General features: G+C 62.7%; 12 protein-coding genes, 2 rRNA genes and 1 pseudogene. 5 read left to right on the top strand and 10 right to left on the bottom strand.

Features of this window, described 5'->3' with window-relative positions; genetic code table 11:
• Positions 1–42 precede the first annotated feature (42 nt).
• The 3 genes from C480_RS16755 to cobN are packed head-to-tail and all read right to left on the bottom strand — an operon-like array spanning position 43 to position 5,489.
• On the bottom strand, positions 43–831 hold the full coding sequence (locus C480_RS16755; RefSeq protein ID WP_006666803.1) for a cobalt-precorrin-7 (C(5))-methyltransferase: 789 nt from the start codon (positions 829–831) through the stop codon (positions 43–45).
• On the bottom strand, positions 824–1,594 hold the full coding sequence (locus C480_RS16750; RefSeq protein WP_006666802.1) for a precorrin-8X methylmutase: 771 nt from the start codon (positions 1,592–1,594) through the stop codon (positions 824–826). The genes C480_RS16755 and C480_RS16750 overlap by 8 nt, the downstream gene beginning before the upstream one ends.
• Positions 1,587–5,489, bottom strand: a complete 3,903-nt coding sequence (cobN, locus tag C480_RS16745; protein WP_006666801.1) for a cobaltochelatase subunit CobN — start codon at positions 5,487–5,489, stop codon at positions 1,587–1,589. The genes C480_RS16750 and cobN overlap by 8 nt, the downstream gene beginning before the upstream one ends.
• Before the next feature lie 34 nt (positions 5,490–5,523).
• On the opposite strand from cobN, the gene C480_RS16740 reads away from it, so the two are divergent.
• Both C480_RS16740 and C480_RS16735 read left to right on the top strand, forming a co-directional pair.
• Positions 5,524–7,812 carry a VWA domain-containing protein gene (locus C480_RS16740; protein WP_006666800.1) on the top strand — a complete coding sequence of 763 codons (2,289 nt, stop codon included), beginning with the start codon at positions 5,524–5,526 and terminating at the stop codon, positions 7,810–7,812.
• A 133-nt stretch (positions 7,813–7,945) separates the two neighbouring features.
• Positions 7,946–9,106 carry a M24 family metallopeptidase gene (locus C480_RS16735; RefSeq protein ID WP_006666799.1) on the top strand — a complete coding sequence of 387 codons (1,161 nt, stop codon included), beginning with the start codon at positions 7,946–7,948 and terminating at the stop codon, positions 9,104–9,106.
• Between the two features lie 203 nt (positions 9,107–9,309).
• On the opposite strand, the gene C480_RS24930 is transcribed toward C480_RS16735, so the two are convergent.
• Both C480_RS24930 and C480_RS16730 read right to left on the bottom strand, forming a co-directional pair.
• The gene (locus C480_RS24930) at positions 9,310–9,627 is read right to left on the bottom strand and encodes a DUF7344 domain-containing protein (RefSeq protein WP_083873401.1); all 318 of its coding nucleotides are present in this window, start codon (positions 9,625–9,627) and stop codon (positions 9,310–9,312) included.
• Between the two features lie 133 nt (positions 9,628–9,760).
• Positions 9,761–10,438, bottom strand: a complete 678-nt coding sequence (locus tag C480_RS16730; protein WP_006666798.1) for a helix-turn-helix domain-containing protein — start codon at positions 10,436–10,438, stop codon at positions 9,761–9,763.
• A gap of 224 nt (positions 10,439–10,662) precedes the next feature.
• Here C480_RS16730 and C480_RS16725 point away from each other — a divergent pair, with 224 nt between their 5' ends.
• The 3 genes and pseudogenes from C480_RS16725 (at position 10,663) to C480_RS16720 (ending at position 11,556) form a co-directional block, all read left to right on the top strand.
• Positions 10,663–10,869: a hypothetical protein gene (locus C480_RS16725; RefSeq protein ID WP_006666797.1), complete on the top strand. Its 207-nt coding sequence runs from the start codon at positions 10,663–10,665 to the stop codon at positions 10,867–10,869.
• An 87-nt stretch (positions 10,870–10,956) separates the two neighbouring features.
• A pseudogene (locus C480_RS22325) lies at positions 10,957–11,251 on the top strand (IS5/IS1182 family transposase); the annotation flags it as partial.
• A 47-nt stretch (positions 11,252–11,298) separates the two neighbouring features.
• The gene (locus C480_RS16720; RefSeq protein ID WP_006666796.1) at positions 11,299–11,556 is read left to right on the top strand and encodes a hypothetical protein; all 258 of its coding nucleotides are present in this window, start codon (positions 11,299–11,301) and stop codon (positions 11,554–11,556) included.
• A gap of 91 nt (positions 11,557–11,647) precedes the next feature.
• Here the strand turns inward: C480_RS16720 and C480_RS16715 are convergent, their stop codons facing one another.
• The 5 genes from C480_RS16715 to rrf (C480_RS16695) all read right to left on the bottom strand — a co-directional run bounded on the left by C480_RS16715 (position 11,648) and on the right by rrf (C480_RS16695) (position 18,888).
• Positions 11,648–13,627, bottom strand: coding sequence for a hydantoinase B/oxoprolinase family protein (locus C480_RS16715; protein ID WP_006666795.1), 1,980 nt, complete (start codon positions 13,625–13,627; stop codon positions 11,648–11,650).
• Positions 13,628–13,629: 2 nt separating this feature from the next.
• A complete protein-coding gene (locus C480_RS16710; RefSeq protein ID WP_006666794.1) occupies positions 13,630–15,654 on the bottom strand; it encodes a hydantoinase/oxoprolinase family protein in 2,025 nt (674 codons plus the stop codon).
• Between the two features lie 304 nt (positions 15,655–15,958).
• Entirely contained in the window at positions 15,959–17,929 is a 1,971-nt protein-coding gene (locus tag C480_RS16705; protein ID WP_006666793.1) for a cation:proton antiporter domain-containing protein, read from the bottom strand.
• 655 nt (positions 17,930–18,584) lie between these two features.
• Positions 18,585–18,706, bottom strand: a 5S ribosomal RNA gene (rrf, locus tag C480_RS16700).
• Positions 18,707–18,766: 60 nt separating this feature from the next.
• Positions 18,767–18,888 (bottom strand): 5S ribosomal RNA (gene rrf / locus C480_RS16695).
• Between the last annotated feature and the right edge of the window lie 6 nt (positions 18,889–18,894).

Raw genomic sequence — 18,894 nt, 5'->3', positions numbered from 1 at the left:
TTCGCGTTCGGTTCACATACATACTGAATTGCGGCCGGCCGCTCACACCGGCCGTCGAACCGCGAGCACGACCAGGTCGGAAAACGGCGTATCGTCCCGCCCCGTTCCGCCCGCGAGTTCAGCGAGTTCGGCGAGCGTGAATCGGTGAATCTGCTCGTCTTCGTGAGTGAGCCGTTCCAGTACCAGCGCTTGAAGTTCGGACTCGGCACCGTTCTCGAGCAGGAATCGGGCGATATCTCCGGGCATCCGATCGAACGGACGCGGCAGCACGAGCAGATGTCGCTCGCCGACGCTTGCAGCGAGGCGGTCCATGTCGGCGGTCAGATCGCCGCTTTTGTGCAGCGTGACGAACTCGGTGTCCTCCATCGGCGTTCGGGCACGGCTCGCAGCTACCTGTAGCGACGAGATGCCCGGAACGACCCGGACCGGGCGGTCGGAATCGGCGCGGTGGACGGCGTCCTGTACCTTTCCGACGAACTGGTAGCCCGAGTGGTTGGGATCACCCATCGCGACGGCGACGCCCGTCTCGCCAGACGCAACGCGCTCGGCGAACGTCGACAGCGCAGTCGCCTCGTCCTCGTACCCGCAGGTCAGGAGCTCCGTCTCGTCGTCCGCCAGTTCCGCGACGAACTCGACGACCGTCGTGAACCCGACGACGACATCGGCTTCCCGAACGGCCCGTTCGCCGCGAGGCGTGATGAACTCGGGGTTCCCGGGGCCGACGCCGATGACGCGGACCGGGTCGGCGGCCGATGCGTCGCGGTCGGCCTCCGGGTCGGCAGCGGCGAACGTCGCTGGATCGGGGCCGGCGTCGAGGTCGTAGTCACTCATCGCCGGCTCCTGAACTGTCGAACTCGAGTTCGAGTTCACCCGCACGAACGTCGGCCGCGACGTGGATCAGTTCGTTGGTCAGCGCGGCGGCGAGACCGCTGCCGCCGCGGCGGCCGACGTTCGTGATCGCCGGGACGCCGACGGCGTTGCTGACCTCGCGCACGCGCTGGCGGCTCTCCTCGGCTTTGACGAAGCCGACCGGCGTCGCGACGACGGCGGCGGGGCGGGTGCCGTTTTCGATGCAGTCCGCGAGCGCGAACGCGGCTGTCGGGGCGTTGCCGACGACGGCGATCGAGTCGTCGTAGACGCCCTGTTTGTCGAGTTCGAGCACCGAGGCCGCGGTTCGGGTCATGCCGGTTCGCTCGGCCAGCTCCGTGCCGTTGCCGATCGCTTTTCGCTTCTCGCAGTCGTGGCCGCGGCCCGTGATGCCCGCCATCGGCATGGTGATGTCCGTGACGATGTCGGCCTCCGCGAGGACGGCCCGCGCGCCGGCGCGAACGGGCGCGTCTTCGTCGTCTCCCCGCTCGTCCGCGCCGGTAAATCGGAGCAGGTGCTGGAACTCGATGTCGCCCATCGAGTGGACCGACTTCTGTCTGATGCGATCCGCGAGCGTCTCGTCGGGGACGAATTGCCGGACGATGTCCATGCTCGTCTCGGCGATGTCCATCGCGTTCTGGGTCGTCGCGCCGAGATCGGCGTACTCCTCGCCCTCCCGGGACTCTGCCGCAGCGTCAACCTGGTCTGGGTCGTCAGTCTCAGTCATCGGTCGACACCTCCGCGCCCACGACTTCGTTCGTCGTCCGCTCCTCTAAGTCGCCCTCGACCGAGAGGTTGAGATCGCGCAAGCGGTCTTCGGTCCCCGCGTCGGCGTCCCAGAGGTCGCGGTCGATTGCCTCGAGCAGGGTGTCGGTGATGGATTCGAGCGCCCACGGGTTGACCTCGCGCATCCACGCCTGTCTGTCGGCGTCGAAGGCGAACTTCTCGGCGACCTCCGCCCAGAGCGTATCGCTCACGACGCCGGCCGTCGCGTCCCAGCCGAGGGTCACGTCGACCGTCGTCGAGAGGTCGCCGGCACCCTTGTAGCCGTGTTCTTCCATGGACTCGAGCCAGTCCGGGTTCAGGACGCGAGCGCGCATCGCCTTGCGGACCTTCTCCTCGTTCGTGTAGACGTCCACGTTGTCGGGATCGGAGGAGTCGCCGACGTACGAGGCCGGCTCTGCGCCGGAGATCTCGGTGACCGCGGAGATGAATCCGCCGTGGAAGGCGTACCAGTCCGAGGAGTCGAACTCGTCTTGCTCCATCGTGTCCTCTAGTTTGACGGTTGCATCCACGTTCGACAGTCGCCGTTCGAAGGCGTCGTGTGCCTCCGAGACGCGGCCGCGAGAGCCCATCGCGTAGCCGCCCCACTGGACGTAAACGTCCGCGAGGTCGGCGCGATCGTCCCAGTTGCCCTCGTCGACGGCCTTGTTCGTCCCGGCACCGTAGCCGCCGGGCGTGGTGGTGAAGACGCGGTGTTTAGCCGCTTTTCGGGCGTCGGATTCGTCGAGTCCGTCGGCCTCGAGTTCAGCTTGCTCTGCCTCGACGTGCTTTTTCACGTAGTTCATGTCGTGGGGTTCCTCGAGGTCGACGACCGCGTCCACGGCGTCGTGGATGACGCCGGCCGCGGCCGGGAAGGCGTCGCGGAACAGCCCGGAGACGCGCGTCGTCACGTCGATCCGGGGGCGGTCGAGTTCATCCAGCGGAATGGGTTCTACGTCGTCGATCCGCCCGGCGTCGGTCCACTGCGGTTCGACGCCCATCAGTGCGAGCACCTGGGCGATCGTCTCACCGCGGGTGCGCACGGTTGGGGTCCCCCAGGCGACGACGCCGATCTCTTCGGGGTACCCGCCCTCTTCGTCGTAGTGGCGCTCGAGCACACCTTCGGCGACCTCGCTCCCGACCTGCCAGGCCGGCTTCGCCGGCACCTTTCGCGGATCGAGCGTGTAGAAGTTCCGCGCCGTCGGGAGCAGATCGACGCCGCCCCGCGTGGGCGCGCCGGAGCCCCCGGGCGGAACGTACTCGCCCGAGAGCGCGTCGGCCGTCCGCGGAATCTCGTCTTCGGCTCCCCGCACGCGCGGCTCGGCTTCCTCGCAGATGTACGCGAGAACCTCGCGCAGGTCGTCGTGCGCACCCGAGTTCGCCCGCGCGTCGCCGAGGGTGTCGATGTCGACGACCAGCAGGTTCATGTTCACCTCGTCTTCCGCGCCCGCGGTGCGCTCCGATTCGGGAACGTCGAACTCGTGTGCGGCGAGCGTTTCGACGAGGTCGACGCTCGTCTCGTGGACCGCGTCGGCTGCCTCGGCGTAGGTCATTCCGAGCGCGTCGTCGTACTCGCCGGGGGAATCGAGCATGGTCTCGTAATCGACGCCGAGGACGCCGGCGACGCTCTCGCGCAGGCTCGGCGCGCCGGGGTTCTCGAGTCGGGTCAACGCGACAAGATACTCGACGAGGCGCTCGCCCGCGGGCGGTTCGGACATCGTGTGCAGCCCCAGTCTGATCTGCGTCGTCTTCACGTCCGTGAGGTACTCGTGGATGCGCTCGACGAGGTCGTCGATGTCGAGGGCGTCGCCGTCGACGGTTCCTTCGGCGAGCGTCGAGCCGGCTTCGTCCGGTCCGCGCACGTTGGCGCGCTCGTCGATCGTGCCCGAAACGCCGAGTTCGACCGCGAGGTCGAGTTCGTCGACCGCCTCGCGGATGAGCGTCTCGAGGTGCTCGCCGTCGTCGGCGCGCGCATCCTCCATGCCGGCCTCGCGGTACTGGTTCGCGAGTTCTTCGAGTTCGGAAAGCTCGTCGTACGTCCCCGCGTTTCGCATCACGGGCGTCAGGTAGTCGACGATAGCGGCGTAGGAGCGGCGCTTTGCTTGGGTTCCCTCGCCGGGGTTGTTGATGATGTAGGGATAGACGTTCGGGATATCGTCGACCAGTTGGTCGGGCGCGCTCGCCCCGTCGAGACCGACGGTCTTGCCGGGCAGCCACTCGAGACTGCCGTGCGTTCCGAGGTGGACGACCGCGTCGGCGTCGAAGGCGTTCCGGAGCCAGCCGTAGAAGGCGTAGTAGTCGTGGGGCGGCTGAAGGTTCGAATCGTGGTAGACCTTCGAGGGATCCATGCCGAACCCGCGCGGGGGTTGGACGGTGACGAGGACGCTCCCGAACTCGACGCCCGGAATCGCGAACGGGCGGTCGGGGACATCGCCCCACTCTTCGAGCACGTTCTCCTGGAAGCCCTCATCCGCCGAGTCGAACCACGCCGCGTAGGTCTCCGGCGAGACGACATCGACCGACAGGTCACGCACGTCCGCGGGTGCGACCCAGCGGTCGTCGAGGGTGAGCTGGGCGGTCAGCTTTTCGACGAGTGACTGGCCGCTGTCGGGCAGTTCTCCACCGAGGTCGTAATCTCGGGCGTCGAGTTCGGCGAGGAGATTGACGGTCGATTCGGGCGAGTCGAGGCCGAATGCCGTGCCGATCCCGTCGTCGCTCGGCGGATAGTTGTGCAGGACGACGGCGATTTGCTTGTCTTCGTTCGGCGTGTGCTGGAGTTCGGCCCAGTTGACGGCTAGCCGAGTCGCGTGATCGATACGGTCCGCGATCGGGAAGTGGTGTTTCGGCGCGGAGCCAATGTCGGCCTCGTCGTCGGTGCGTTCTTTCCCCGAGATGGGGTGAGTGATAACGTTGCCGTCGAACTCGGGAAGCGCGACCGAAAGCGCGAGTTCGAAGCCCATAACACCGGTATCGCTCGAGTCGTAGCGCGAGCGCGAGCGCATCGTGGTGACCGTCTGGAGGACGGGCACGCCCAGGCGGTCGAGGAAGACGTTCTCCGCTGAGCTGCCTTCGTCGTCAGCGCTGCGGCCGCGCTCGTCCATCGAGAGGGAGAACATAAAGGAAGAGAGCACGGCGTCGACGATCGGCTGACCGGCGTCGTTCAGGAGCCAGTTATCGGTGACCCACTCGGCGTCCTCCTGCTCGTCGGTGTCCGTCGCGGGGTTACAGAAGATCGGCAAGGCGTTCGCGCCCTGCGCCTCGAGCGCCCGTACCTGCGCGTCGACGTACCGGGTGTTCTCGTGGGTCCAGTGGGACTCGTAGAACCAGATTGCGACCGTCGGCCTGTCCGGATCGTGGGTCTCGAGTAGTTCTTCGTACTCAATACCCGGATGATCGGGGTGATAGACGCCCTCCGTGGGGAGCGCGGTGGGCTCGTCGAACTCGCGCTCGCGGTCGTCCGCGTCGGCGAACTCGGCGGCGAGGAACCGACACACGTTTGCCACGTTGACCGTCCCGCCCCGCTCGAGGTACTCGTAGACCCGGTCGCGGCGGTCCGCATCAACCGTCGTGTCCTCGAACGCGAACGCGTCGCCGGTCGATTTGACGATCAGCGGGACGTTCGCCGCCTCGAGTTCAGCCGTCGCATACTCGTAGCCGGGCATGCTGTCTGCAGCGCCGTGCAGCCAGAAGATCGCCGCCGCGGCGTCGGTCAGTTCCTCGACGAACTCCTCGATCGTGGCCTCGTCGTCCAGGTCGCTCTCCGAGCGAACGACCAGTTCGATGTCGTCGAGGCGCTTGGCCGCTCGTCCGATCGATCCGAGCTCGTTCTCCGTCGCAGTGTAGATGCCGATCCGTGTCATCGTGTTTTTAAATCTCTATTGTATTAGCGCAAGTATGGTTGCAAATTCCGTGGGTAAAAAACTATCGTCGCTCGCCGTCCCGGGGATCGTCGGCCAGGAGACGCTCAAACGCGTGTTACTCGCCGTCGCGGTCAACGACGATCTCGACGGGGCGCTGATCGCCGGCGAGAAGGGAACCGCGAAGTCGACCGCCGTGCGGACGCTCGCGGAGCACCTCCCGGAACAGCGGGTCGTGGCCGACTGCCGATTTCGCTGTTCGCCCGACGGGTCGGGACCGCAGTGTGCCGACTGTCGGGAGCGCAATCCCGACGAGATGCCGGTCGAAACCCGTCCGACGCCGGTCGTGACGCTCCCGCTGGGCGCGACCCGCGACCGCGTCGTCGGCACCCTCTCGGTCGAGGACGCGCTCGCCGGCGATGCGTCGTTCGAGCCCGGCCTGCTAGCCCGCGCGAACCGCGGCATCCTCTACGTCGACGAGATCAACCTGCTCGACGATCACCTGGTCGACGTCCTCCTCGACGCGGCGGCGAGCGCCACGAACACCGTCGAACGCGACGGCGTCAGCGTCTCCCACCCCGCCGCGTTCACCCTGGTCGGGACCATGAATCCCGAAGAGGGCGACCTCCGCCCCCAGCTTCGGGATCGGTTCGCCCTACAGACGACCGTCGAGGGCTGTCGAGACATCGATGACCGCGTCAAAATCATCGACCGGGCGCTCGGCGATGATACCGACGCGACTTCGGGGGACAGCAACGGATCCACCGACACGCAACCGGTGGAGTTCAGCGTCGACCGTCGCCGCGAGGCGGTCGCCGCCGCCCGCGATCGCGTCTCGCGGGTCGATCTCCCCGCCGAGTTCAGGGCGACGATCGCCGAACTCTGTCTAGACGCCGGCGTCGACGGCCACCGGGGCGATATTGCAACCGCCAGAACCGCGGTCACGCTGGCCGCGCTCGAGGGACGGACGACCGTGATCGAGTCGGACGTTCGCGAGGCCGCGACCTACACGCTGCCACACCGACTCCGGAGTACGCCGTTCGCGGACGACGTTCCGGACGTAGACGACCTGCTTGAGGACCATCTCGAGGACTCGGCCGACGGCCGCAACGATGACGGCGAGTCGAATACGGATGCCGCGGACGACGGCGAGAGTGACCTCGAACCGAGCGACGGCACAGCGGAGGGTGGAGGAAGCGACGACCGCGGCCCCGAAACGGACGATGAGAACGACGCACCGGGGGAGGGCAACGGCTCCGACGACCGAGAGCCGGCGGACGACCGCAGCGGGTCCCGTCCGGACCGATCCGACGGCGACGGAACGCCGGGTACCGGTGACGGCGGTGGAACCGCGGCAAGCGCGGCGGACCAAGCGGCGCCCTCGGCTGACGAAAGCGACGGGGATGGCGGCGAAGGGAGCGAGAGCTGTTCCGACGAGGGCGAGGACGAAGGTGAAGGAGAAGGTGATTCGGACGCGGACGGCGACGCAGAGACCGATGTCCAGCCGCTCGTCCCCGGACAGCGACGAGCCGCCATCGGGGACGCCGCCGCACCCGAACTCGAAACGTCAATCACAGAGCGCGACGCGGCGTCACGATCGGACGGCGCGCGCACGAACGTCGCACCGAGTGCGGCGAATCGCGGCGCTCGCGTCAGGACCGAATCGGCATCCGATGCCGCGGGGCAGACCGGTTCGATCGACGCCGCGGCGTCCGTGCGGGCCGCCGCCAGCCGCGGCGAGACGACGGTCGGATCGGACGACCTCCGTCGCGCCGTCCGCGAGGGAACCGCCGCGGCGACGGTCGTCTTCGCCGTCGACGCGAGCGCGTCGATGCAACCCGCGATGCGGACGGCCAAGGGCGTCGTCCTCGAACTCCTGCGCGAGAGCTACCAGCGCCGCGACGACATCGCGTTCGTCGCGTTCGCCGGCGACGACGCGGACGTCCTCCTCCCGCCAACTCACAGCGTGAGCCTCGCCGCTCGCCACCTGAAATCCCTCCCCACCGGCGACCGCACGCCGCTCCCCGCCGGCCTCGAAACCGCCAGTGCCGTCGTCGAACGGGCGGATACCGAGACCGCCGTCATCGTCCTCGTTACCGACGGAAAAGCGACCGCAGCCGACGGCAGTCCGACCGAGCGCACGCGAGCGGCCGCGCGCCGACTCACCCAGACTGGCGCTGAACTCGTTCTCGTCGACGCCGGGACCGACAGCCGCGCCGACCTTTCGTCGCTCATCGTCAACGAAACCGACGGGAAACGCGTTCCCCTCTCGGCGCTCTCGGCGGAAACCGTCCGCTCGGCCGTCGACGCGGCGGCTTCTAAATAGCCCGGAAGGGATTTCGAAAATCCCTACCAACAGACCTACATAGATAGTCTAACTGATTAGCCTAACCGATGAACACAAACGAAAAACCCACACAACTCAGGGCGCGGCGACCGAAACTGAACTCGAACCGAAAATGAGCGACGATACCGACACACCTCCGGCATCGACCGCCGAGACCCAGATCGACCAGCGACTCGAACGGGCGCGCAATCGGATTCGTGATACCTCCGCTGACGCACTCGTCCTCTTTCCGAGCACGAACCTCGCGTATCTCAGCGGCTTCCACGAGGAGCCGATGGAACGCCACCTCTTCCTGTTCGTCACCGCCGACGACGCGGTCTTTCTCGCCCCCACGATGTACGACACGCAACTCGCAGCCGAAACGCCCATTTCGGACATCCGCACCTGGGATGACGGCGACGACCCGACCGCCCTCCTCGCCCGACTCGGCGACGACCTCGGGATCGAATACGGCCGCCTGCTGGTCGACGACCGCATGTGGGCCCGCTTCACGCAAGACCTCCGGGAGACGTTTCCCGAAGCCACCTTCGATCTGGCGAGTCACCTCCTCGACGACCTTCGAATCCGGAAGGACGACCGTGAACTCGACCACCTCCGCGCCGCGGCGACCGTCGCCGACAACGTCAGCACCGCCATTCGCAGCCTCGGTGCCGACGCGATCGGCCTCACCGAAACTGAACTCGCCGCGGAGATCGAGCGTCGACTATCGGCGGCCGGCGGCAGCGGCGTCTCCTTCGAAACCGTCGTCGGGTCCGGACCGAACGGCGCTCGCCCCCACCACCGCCACACCGATCGGACGATCCGTCGCGGCGACCCCGTCGTCCTCGACTTCGGTACCGTCGTCGACGGCTATCCCAGCGACCAGACCCGAACCGTGGTCTTCGACGGCGACCCGCCTGCCGGCTTCGAAGACGCCCACGCTGCAGTCTTGGCCGCCCAAAAAGCCGCGGTTCGTACCGTCGAGCCCGGAGTCGAGGCTCAAGCGGTTGATCACGCCGCTCGGAACGTCCTCGACGAGCGCGGCTACGGCGACCACTTCATCCACCGTACCGGCCACGGCGTCGGCCTCGAAGTCCACGAGCCACCCTACATCACGGACGGCAACGATCTCGAACTCGAGCCGGGGATGGTCTTCAGCATCGAACCCGGCGTCTACCTCGATGACGAGTTCGGTATCCGAATCGAGGATCTGGTCGTCGTCACCGACGAGGGGTGCGAGCGATTGAACCGGTCGCCGCGGACGTGGGAGCCGGTGACCGACGTAGACGACTGAGTCGATCGAGTGCAGCGCGTGACCTCGGTTGTTGTCTCACGAAGAGAGACGAACGGATAGTGTCATCGAACGGCTCACACATCCCGACCCGGCAATTACAATACGCAGTCCAGGGGTAGAGATCGGAACCACCCCCCTATCTATCTGATTTTTGGTAGAGATGACGTGCGAGATATAAAAGGAGCGTTCAGCAGAGTACGCCATCATCTTTGAGAGCGTTCGAATGTGTCACTAGGGATTTCTTCCCTGTTATCGCTGAGTAACCGAACCACCGATTCAATCTCTTCCCAATTTGGTCCCTTGACAACCGTTACGTTGTCACTGTTCCACACGATGTATCCCATGTTGTCGAGTTTTGGGAGATGTGTGTGAATAAGCTGTACCTCTAATTCATCGGTTTCTCGTGCATCGTTCTTCGCTACGGTCTCTGGTTGGCTCACTGGATTGTGGTCCAATAGTTCAATAAGTATACACCGCCGCGCTTGAGACCCCAGCGCCTCTGCAATGTGGTCAAACCCCATTCTGGCACTCACGGACAGATAGTAGCGTCCCAAACGCTTCCCTTCGGTGCATGGTGAACAAAGTTGTTATTGAATAGCAATCTATGCAGTAGCCCTCATACAGGTCAAGATGGGGTTGGGGTGATCAGAGTTCCTAGATCGGCTTGAACTCTTCTTCGAGCTCCTCTTCCATTGCGATGAGCGTGTTTTCGGTGAGTGTCTCGATCGCACGGCGGAGTCGTTCTGTGACAGCCTGATCAGAGATACCGAGGTCATCGGCTAAATCCTGCGTGGACATTCGCCGTGGGATCGAATAGTACCCGCCCTGAACAGCGCGCATCAGCGTTTCGCGCTGGGCTTTTGTTACCCCGTACCACATTCCAGTTCCTGGACGGACGGGATTGTAGATGCGTCCGACTTCGAGGGAAATGTGGGCATTCGAACAGTACTCTTGAAACTCACTGAGGGCCTCGTGGGTGGGAAATCGAATCTCGAACTCCCACGTATTGGGCGTTCCGGTCGCACTCAGGAGTTGCCCCTTTAGATCGAGGACCCCTTGGAAAAAGACGTCACGGGCTACATTCCAGTCTAACGAATACAATCGATCGCCGTTGTGTCTCGTCATCTCGATTATACGTTCGACTGACGGGTGATTCCCGACATTTTTTTCGAACGATTCTCGGACCTCGTCGCTCACCGAGAAGAACGGAACGGCTTTTTCGCCCAGCGGGACCATGTTTTCGAGTTCGATCGTCCCGCTGGCTTCCAATTCGAGGATCCGGCCGAGTTCAAATGAGTCGGCTGGAATCCGAAGATGCGCAATGACTGCCATTCCTTGATAGAAATTGGGGTTCGAGACGGGTAAATATAGGCGGCTTGGTGTACCAACCTGTGTACACTCTGCTTGGTGTACCATGCAGAACGGCAGACCTATTGGTGTGGCGTCCTTTGAGAACGATGGACCGAACGCCCTGCGCGAAGTGTGACCCTTGTGGTGTGAATGTGGTCGTGGCTTAGCCTCCATATCTTCGGGTCAAGGATCGTGGCCCATTCACCATGACACGCGATCAACTCCGTGACGTTTCGATTACCAGTGCCGACGAATTCGAGTCCATACTTGCTGAGGTGGTAGAGAAGGCCATTGAGGCTGACGTAGACGTTCGTGGTGCCTGGGAGTTTCGAACGCGAGGATCAACGCACGACTGGGAGGTAGAAATCATCGAACTGGCCAAACATCTCGACAACGAAGACGAATGTGAGTGAGTCACGGCGACTAGCACACAGTTAGGCTATTGCTGCCAACCGACGGAACGATCCTTCTTCGATAACGTGGGGTAGTTGGTAGAGGCCCTGCTGTCCGTGGCTGCTGACAAAGACTTCCACAACTGGCATACGAAGTTCGAGTTCTAGGCCCGTGATGTCGAACGGCTGCTCTTACAGGGTGGATCGAGACCGCTCACGGAAGGACACAACGTGCGTATCCGGGCAAAGGTTACTCTCAGCACTGGATAGCTGAGATCTCGTACTCAACAACGAAGCGCTCACTCGGTGATGCCGTGCGAGCGCTGGGTTGGTATCGATGGTTTCGTAAAATCATCTACACTCTGTCATCACTACTATCGAACAGTTCTGTGTGCGACTCTAATCACCGGTTAGCAGCCATTCAACACGGCAGAATACGAGACAGTAGGAATGGTCATAGCCGTATCCGAACCGACCGTGTCGTCAGAACTCTCGTTCCCGGAATTGCCGCTGTCTTCGTGTACCGATGTCGGATACAGCGGCACCGAACCGCCCGGCGGATTCGAGTATGACGAGTTCTACTGGGGAGTGCTCGGCTACTCGCCCGACGGGGGCGTGAATCGATGCGATACGCCGATCGTGACGGTTGCCGTCGGGCTACTCGGAGTCGGGGGTAAGATGCTCAGAAACGAGTGCTGGGGGCGGTAAGACGCTCACCTGCAGGTGATGCTGGTGATCGGTAAATCGCACGCCAAACCGAGAAATGGCGCTCCGACGCGCCGTGGATACGTACGCGACGTTACTTGACTGGCGTCCACTCACTCGCCGCCCGCTCTCGGAGCAGTTCGCGGAACTCCGCCGTCGTCCGCTCGAGTAACTCGCCGGACGACCAATCGAGGATCACGCCGTAGCGGCGAATGAGATCCAGTTTGTCGAGTTCACCCTCGTGGTAGCGCTCGGTGATCGTGTCGGGGTCTTCCCGGAGCCAGTCCTCGCGATTGGCGCGGATGAACGCGCGCTGCTCGTCGGTCGCTTCGGGATCGATCTCGTACGCACAGACGTCCGGATCGATTTCCTCGATGACGACGCCGTAATCCCGCTCGGCGCGTTCGACGGACACGTAGTCGTCTTTGACATCCTCGAGAACCGCCTCGGGATCGCGTTCCAGCGGGTCGCCGAATCCGCCGCCGCCCGACGATGGACGGACGAACTCGTCGCCCTCGTCGATCGGGACGTTCGAGAACACGGTCCCCATGTCCTGGGACTCGCCGTCTCGAGTAAGGGTGACGCCGTGGGGAACGCCCGGAAGCCCGCCATTGATCCCCCAGGTGATCGACCGGGCGCGGTCCGAACAGTACGACATGACGCTGTTCTCGCAGGCGAGCATCCGGCCGCCCTTGCGGAGACCGCAGCCGCCGCGGAACTCGCCGGGGCCCGCGGAGTCGGTGACGATCGAGTGCTCGCTGGTCACGAGCGGCGTGTCTCGCTCTTGGCCCTCGAGCGACTGGACGGCGAGTCCGGCTCCGAATACCGGCGCGGTCGCGTTCGATCCGTCCTTGCCGTCGCGGCCGCCCCAGCCCCCGGCCATCCAGTCGTACCAGGCGAACTCCTGGCCGTCGCGCCCGGGTCGCTGGTCCTGCCCGCCCGCGAGCAGGTACTCGAGGTTGAACGCACAGGCCATCGCCCGCTCGGGCAGCACCTCCGACCAGAGTTCGAAAATGGCGTTCATCACCTTCTCGTACGCGCCGGCGACCGAGCCCGTCACGGGAACGGGTTCGGGCGCGTTGACGACGGTTCCCTCCGGCAGGTCGGCGCTGACGACGCGGTAGAGCCCCGAGTTCAGCGGCACGTCGGGGAAGAACATCTTCGTCCCGGAGACGACCGCCGAAAAGGAGGTCCCGAACGTCGAGTTCAGAAAGTTGCCGACGTACTCGTCCGATCCGGAGAGGTCGTAGTGGACCTCGTCGCCGTCGATAGTCATCTCGACGTCGATTGTGACGAACCCCTCCTCTTTGTTCGGGTCGGCGTCGATGTAATCCCGGGTGTGCCAGGTGCCGTCGGGCAGGTCGCTGAGTTGCTCGCGCATGATGCGCTCGACGTAGTCTTTCGACTCGTCGAAGGCGGTCATGACCGTGTCGACGCCGTACTTCTCGACGAGTTCGAGTAAGCGTTCTTCGGCGATCCGCGTCGCTTCGGTCTGGGCGCGAAGGTCGCCCATGCGGTCCTCCGAGAGGCGCATGTTGGTGGTCAGAAGGTTGGCGACGTCGTCGCGGAACTCGCCGGCGTCCCAGATTTTCAGCGGCGGGATGCGCATTCCCTCCGCGAAGTGGTCGTTCGCCTCGATGTTGAACGAGCCGGGAGCCGGGCCGCCCACGTCGGCCCAGTGGCCGTTGGACTGCGTGACGGCAATGAGTTCCCCCTCGTGGAAGACTGGCCGCATGATCCGAACGTCGTTGATATGTGTCCCGCCGAGGTAGGGGTCGTTGACGATGTAAACATCGCCAGGATTGATGTCGCCCTCGAAGTATTCGAGGGTCTCCTTGCAGGTGTAGTGAAGGGTGCCGACGTGAACGGCGATATCTTTCGACCCCTGCATCACCGTGTTCCCCTCGGCGTCGTTCAGACAGTTGCTGAAGTCGCGGTTATAGATGACGAACGAGTAGCACGTCCGTCGGATCTGCTGTGCCATCCGGTCGACGAGGTTCGTGAAGGAACTGCGAAGCACCTCGAACGTAACCGGATCGAGATCGATGTCCGTCTGTGGTTGTGTTTCAGTCATGGTTACACCGTGAGGATAATGGTACCCGTCTCGTCGACCTCGGCCGTCGCATTCGGCGGGACGACCACCGTCGAGTCCATTTGCTCGACGATCGCAGGTCCCTCGAATGTCGCCCCCGCCCCTAGTTCGGCACGCTCGTACACGGCCGTGTCGATGAACTCGCCTGCAGCCTCGAAGTACGCATCTCGGGTCGTTCGCCGGGCCGTATCAGCCTTCCCCGAGTCGATTTCGGGGAACGAGGGTTTTTCGACGACGCCGCGACCGGTCACGTGCAATCCGTAGACTTCGACCGGTTGGTCCTCGTCAGAGTAGGCGTACGTCTGTTCGTGCTGGCGATGGAAGCGTTCCCGAATCGTCTCCATGCTCTCGAGCGGGCGCGAGCAGCCGACCTCGAGCGAGCACCACTGGCCGGTATACCGCATCTTGATCTCGTGATCCATCCGCATCTCGCTCTCGTCGATGCCCTCCTCGTCGAGTCGCTCGCGGATTTCGGCCTCCATGTCCGCGAACGCGGTCTCGATATCGTCGACGATATCCGCCGCGGCGTCGGCGATAAACGTCTGCGAGAGATCGTGTTCGACGTCGACCAGCAGACAGCCGAGCGCCGAATTGATTCCCGGATAGGGCGGGATAATGACCTGTGGAATGTTCATCTCCCGAGCGACGTGTGCCGCGTGTAACGGTCCCGCACCGCCGAACGCGACGAGCGCGAAATCGCGCGGATCGAATCCCTTACTCGTCGAAACCAGTCGCACGGCGTTACACATGTTCGCGACCGCGATCTGTTCAATCGCCGACGCAGCCTCCGTGAGCTTGAGTCCGAGCGGATCGGCGATGTCGCGCTGAATAACTTTCCGGGCGGGTTCGGCGGTTGCGTCCATGTCGCCACCGAGGAACCGATCCGGATCGACCCAGCCGAGGACGACGTTCGCATCGGTCGTCGTCGGTTTATCTCCACCCCGAAGATAACAGGCCGGACCCGGATCGGCACCCTGACTGTTCGGCCCGACGCGAAGCGAGCCGCCATCGTCGATCCAGGCGACCGAGCCGCCGCCAGCACCGATCGTTTCGATATCCGTCGACGGGAACATGATCGGATACCCGTACTCGACGGCCCACTCGTCGGTCATCTCGATATCGCCCTGGTGCGTAAGCGAAACGTCAGCGCTGGTACCGCCCATATCGAACCCGATCGCGTTCTCGAAGCCGCACTGATCGGCAATATACCGGCTCGCGATCGCGCCCGCTGTCGGGCCCGAGTTTGCGATACGAGCCGCGTAGTAAGCGATGGCCTCAGTCGTCATCACGCCGCCACCCGAATGCATGGCGAGGACGTCGCCATCGTATCCACGCTCATCGAGTTTAGCTTCGAGATCGGTCAGATAGTCGCGGACAACCGGCACCAGCGCTGCGTTGATGACCGTCGTGCTGGTCCGTTCGTGCTCGAACATCTCCGGCAAAATCTCGTGGGATGTACAAACGAACGCATCAGGATACTCCGCCGCGACGATTTCCTCGACCCGTTGTTCGTGCTCTCCATTAACGTACGCATTGATCAATGAGACAGCGATCGTATCGATACCGCGCTTTTCGAAGATCCGAACGGCCTCTCGGACAGCCTCCTCGTCTAGCGGTTCGACGACGTTTCCCGCATAATCGATACGCTCGGCTACCTCGAGTCGATCCCGCCTTCGTACGTAAGGATCGGCAACGTCTTCGTACGCATCCCAAAGATCCTCTTTCGTCCCGTCGCGGATTTCGTGTACGTCACGAAAACCCTCGGTCGTAATCAGGCCAATTCGCGGCAGTTCGCGCTCGATAAGCGCGTTCGTCCCGACGGTCGATCCGTGCGAGAAGAACTCCAAGTCGCCGATTTCCGTATCCGACTTGGTCAGTCCGTTGATGACTCCGTCAGCGGGATTAGCCGGCGTCGAGGGCGTCTTCTCGATTTCGACGTCTCCCGTCTCTTCGTCGAAGAGAATGACGTCCGTGAACGTTCCGCCGATATCTATGCCAGCTCGTCTCATACTATCATCCCACACACCATCTCACGGTCAGACTATATAATCGTTCCCCTCAGGATCGGATGTGATTCTACTGAGATCGGTCAAATAGATACTTGTCTCCTCACCACTTGTTTCATTGAACACAACCCAATTATATCGGGTGTTGGAGAATAGGTGACAGTTGCTAGCCAATTCCGAGATGGGGTTTTCTGTAGAATTCTAGTCACTTCCGGCCACACCGATACTGGATTGCGTCTACACTATCGCTCTGCTCCGCGGCGAAGTGGACCACTGATTCGTTCGTATCTCGGACCTTCGACTCCAGTTACACGTGTGGATGAACTCTGTCAATAGCTTCGTCGACGGCTTCAGTTTGTCCAAGGATGGTGATGCGGTCGCCGTATTCGAGTTCGAAATCACCACGGGGAACCGTGCTCTCACCACCGCGGTCGACGAGCGCGATCAGCACCTCGTTTGGAATCTCGGCGTCGATATCGGCGATGGTCCGGCCGACGAGTTTCTCCGCGGTTACCTCGATCTCTTGGACGTCACCGCTTCGGCCCAGTTCCGTCATCCAGTTCGACAGCGCCGGGCGCTCGATCATGTTGTCGATTCCCCACGCGGTTGCCATTGTGGATGACACCGTTTTGACACCGAGTTCTTCGAACGCGTCAGCATTGTCGGGATCATTGACTCGGGCGATGACCGTCTCGACGTCGAACTTCGACTTGGCGAGCTGGGCGATGAGCAGATTCGTGTCGTCATCGCCGGTGACAGCAGCCACGGTCTTCGCGTTGTCAGCGCCGGCGTTCCGCAGGGCCTTGGTATCGGTACCGTCGCCTTCGCGGACGGAAAAGCCGTCGGCCCGCGCTTGCTCGGCTATCGAGTCGTCATTTTCTAGTACGATAACGTTCTCTTCGCGTTCTTCGAGGCGTTCGGCGAGCGCGCGGCCCACCTGTCCGCCTCCGACGATGAGTATTCGCATTGGTATCACACGTAATCGTTCCGCGATCTGTCTGGCGAAGCCACCCTCGAACACGACCGTCACGAGGATGACGAGAAACACCGTGCCCACGAGGACGTTCGCTCCCTCCGGGTTTGACGGCGGTTCCGTCGTCTGGAGTTGGATGGCAAACAGCGTCGCCACGCTCGCGGGAATGATCCCCCGCGGACCGACGAAGCTCATGAACAATTTCTCGTTGCGCGTGAACCGCTCACCCCTCGTCGACAGGAAGACGAGTAGCGGGCGAACGACCAGCGCGATGATCACCACGACCGCTAGCCCCTTGAGACCGAGAGTCAACAGCGTCTCGAAATCGATGAGTGCAGCGAGCGCGATGAATATAAACGAAAGGACGACGAGCGTAACGTCGCCCTTGAACGACTCGATGGTCTCCTTGTACGGGAGGTCGGTATTCCCAAGGAGTACACCGGCGGTTGCAACGGCGGCGACCCCCGCCTCAGAGGCGATGGTGTCGGCGATGCCGAACGCGACGATCGCGCCAGCGAGCGTCATCAGTCGCGCGTTCTGGGGAGTCTCACCGGTCGCGAGGTGCACCTGCGTAAGCAGGTACCAGAGCACACCGGCGACGACGATGCCGACGAGCAGGCCCACGCCGAGACGCATCGCGAACTCGCTGACGTAATCGGATGGATTGGCTTCCTGAGACGCGAGTAGTTTGAAGATGACGACCGCGAGGATAGCCGCGGTCACGTCGTTAACGATCCCCTCGATTTCCAGCGCCGCGGCCACCCGGTTGTGGACTGGCACGACTGAGAGGATAGGCGTGACGACTGTCGGACCCGTCGCCACGAGGAGCGAGCCGATCAATGCCGCTATCGCCCACTCGACAGCCAACAGGAAGTGAACCGCCACCGTCGTCCCAAGGAACGCGACTAGGGCCCCTACTGTCACCAGTCGGAGTGCAGCAGCGGGTGCCTCGCGAAGCTTCTCGACGGTGAGGTGGAACGCACCCTCAAACACGATGATCGCTACGCTCAAGCCGACGATAGTCGACAGTGCAGGCCCGAACGACTCCCGACTCACGAGTCCGACGCCCTCCGGTCCGACGGCGACGCCTGCGAGAATGAGAAAGAGTACGCTCGGGACGCGATACCGGTCGGCGAGCACCTGTGCGCTCACGCCAAGTGCGATGATCAGTGCAATAATTAACAGCAGGTTCGACTCACCCTCTACCACAAGCGGGACCAGAGTACCGTTCGGAATTACGAGCGGGATCACCGTCTCACCCAACCCGTTGAACAGCGGGCGTTCGAAACTACCGGTCGGGTCCACGAGTGCATCTTAGTGAAGATATTGGTTCCACGCTTATAAATGCCAAATTACCGGTATCTCATCGGTGTCCGAACTAAATTGACAGCCATATAACACACTGGTCACGGACTGGATGTACTACGACTCTTTCCTCTGCAAGCATCACGGGAACGGAGGCTTCTGATTGCGGTCAGAAATCAGAGATACACCCCCGTCACACATTGTTGCTTGCAGCGCATCGCTTGGATACTGTATTTGAAAGCGTCTCGCCTCGGTTGTCGATAGTCACACTGGAGTTGAAATACCGTGAGAGACAGTACCAACGTAACGTTGGAGATTCAGTACTAGAGCGAGAGCCACCGTCGCATTAGCGACGCGGTGGCTCTCGCTGGAATTAGCGTCTTCATCATCCACTCCGAGCGACTCATACCCCGAATGCCGTCTACCGACAATCATCACGCAGTAGTAACCGCGGCCAGGATCGGAATAACCACCCGGCTCAAACCCTCCGAACCAGTGACCACATCTCAGAGTCCAATCACAACTCCGTCACCAGCCGACGGACACGCCACCAGATTGAACTCGAAAACACCGTCGGCGGATCAAAATCGATTCGAACACAATAGCACAAAAGACGGCGAATACCGAAGACTACGCGGTTTGAATGAGATATGAATAGAAGCGGCGAATCGAATTTCCCAGAGGATCTCTCACTCCAGTACTCGCCGATACGCAGGTGGGCTTATCGTCCGTGTTCGGGATGGGTACGGGAGGAACCCCACCGCGATGGCCGCTTACAACCCGAGCGACGGAATCGAACCGTCTTCAGAGACCACTCGCTCGGAGATTGAATATGAGTGGAGGCGGCGAATCGAATTTCCCAGAGGATCTCTCACTCCAGTACTCGCCGATACGCAGGCGGGCTTATCAACCGTGTTCGGGATGGGTACGGGAGGTTCCCCGCCGCTGTGGCCGCCCTAACGCCG

Origin of the sequence: Natrialba aegyptia DSM 13077 (assembly GCF_000337535.1) — an archaeon.
In the GTDB taxonomy this organism is placed as follows: Archaea; Halobacteriota; Halobacteria; order Halobacteriales; family Natrialbaceae; genus Natrialba; species Natrialba aegyptia.
The sequence above is the reverse complement of the archived record's forward strand: the minus strand, read 5'-3'. Positions and strand labels throughout refer to the sequence as shown.

Bases quoted from the DNA above. Each gene is read 5' to 3' on its own strand.
- C480_RS16715 (WP_006666795.1), bottom strand. From the start codon at position 13,627: ATGACTGAAACACAACCACAGACGGACATCGATCTCGATCCGGTTACG.
- C480_RS16735 (WP_006666799.1), top strand. From the start codon at position 7,946: ATGAGCGACGATACCGACACACCTCCGGCATCGACCGCCGAGACCCAG.
- C480_RS16720 (WP_006666796.1), top strand. From the start codon at position 11,299: ATGGTCATAGCCGTATCCGAACCGACCGTGTCGTCAGAACTCTCGTTC.
- C480_RS24930 (WP_083873401.1), bottom strand. From the start codon at position 9,627: ATGGGGTTTGACCACATTGCAGAGGCGCTGGGGTCTCAAGCGCGGCGG.
- cobN (WP_006666801.1), bottom strand. From the start codon at position 5,489: ATGACACGGATCGGCATCTACACTGCGACGGAGAACGAGCTCGGATCG.
- C480_RS16740 (WP_006666800.1), top strand. From the start codon at position 5,524: ATGGTTGCAAATTCCGTGGGTAAAAAACTATCGTCGCTCGCCGTCCCG.
- C480_RS16750 (WP_006666802.1), bottom strand. From the start codon at position 1,594: ATGACTGAGACTGACGACCCAGACCAGGTTGACGCTGCGGCAGAGTCC.
- C480_RS16730 (WP_006666798.1), bottom strand. From the start codon at position 10,438: ATGGCAGTCATTGCGCATCTTCGGATTCCAGCCGACTCATTTGAACTC.
- C480_RS16725 (WP_006666797.1), top strand. From the start codon at position 10,663: ATGACACGCGATCAACTCCGTGACGTTTCGATTACCAGTGCCGACGAA.
- C480_RS16710 (WP_006666794.1), bottom strand. From the start codon at position 15,654: ATGAGACGAGCTGGCATAGATATCGGCGGAACGTTCACGGACGTCATT.
- C480_RS16755 (WP_006666803.1), bottom strand. From the start codon at position 831: ATGAGTGACTACGACCTCGACGCCGGCCCCGATCCAGCGACGTTCGCC.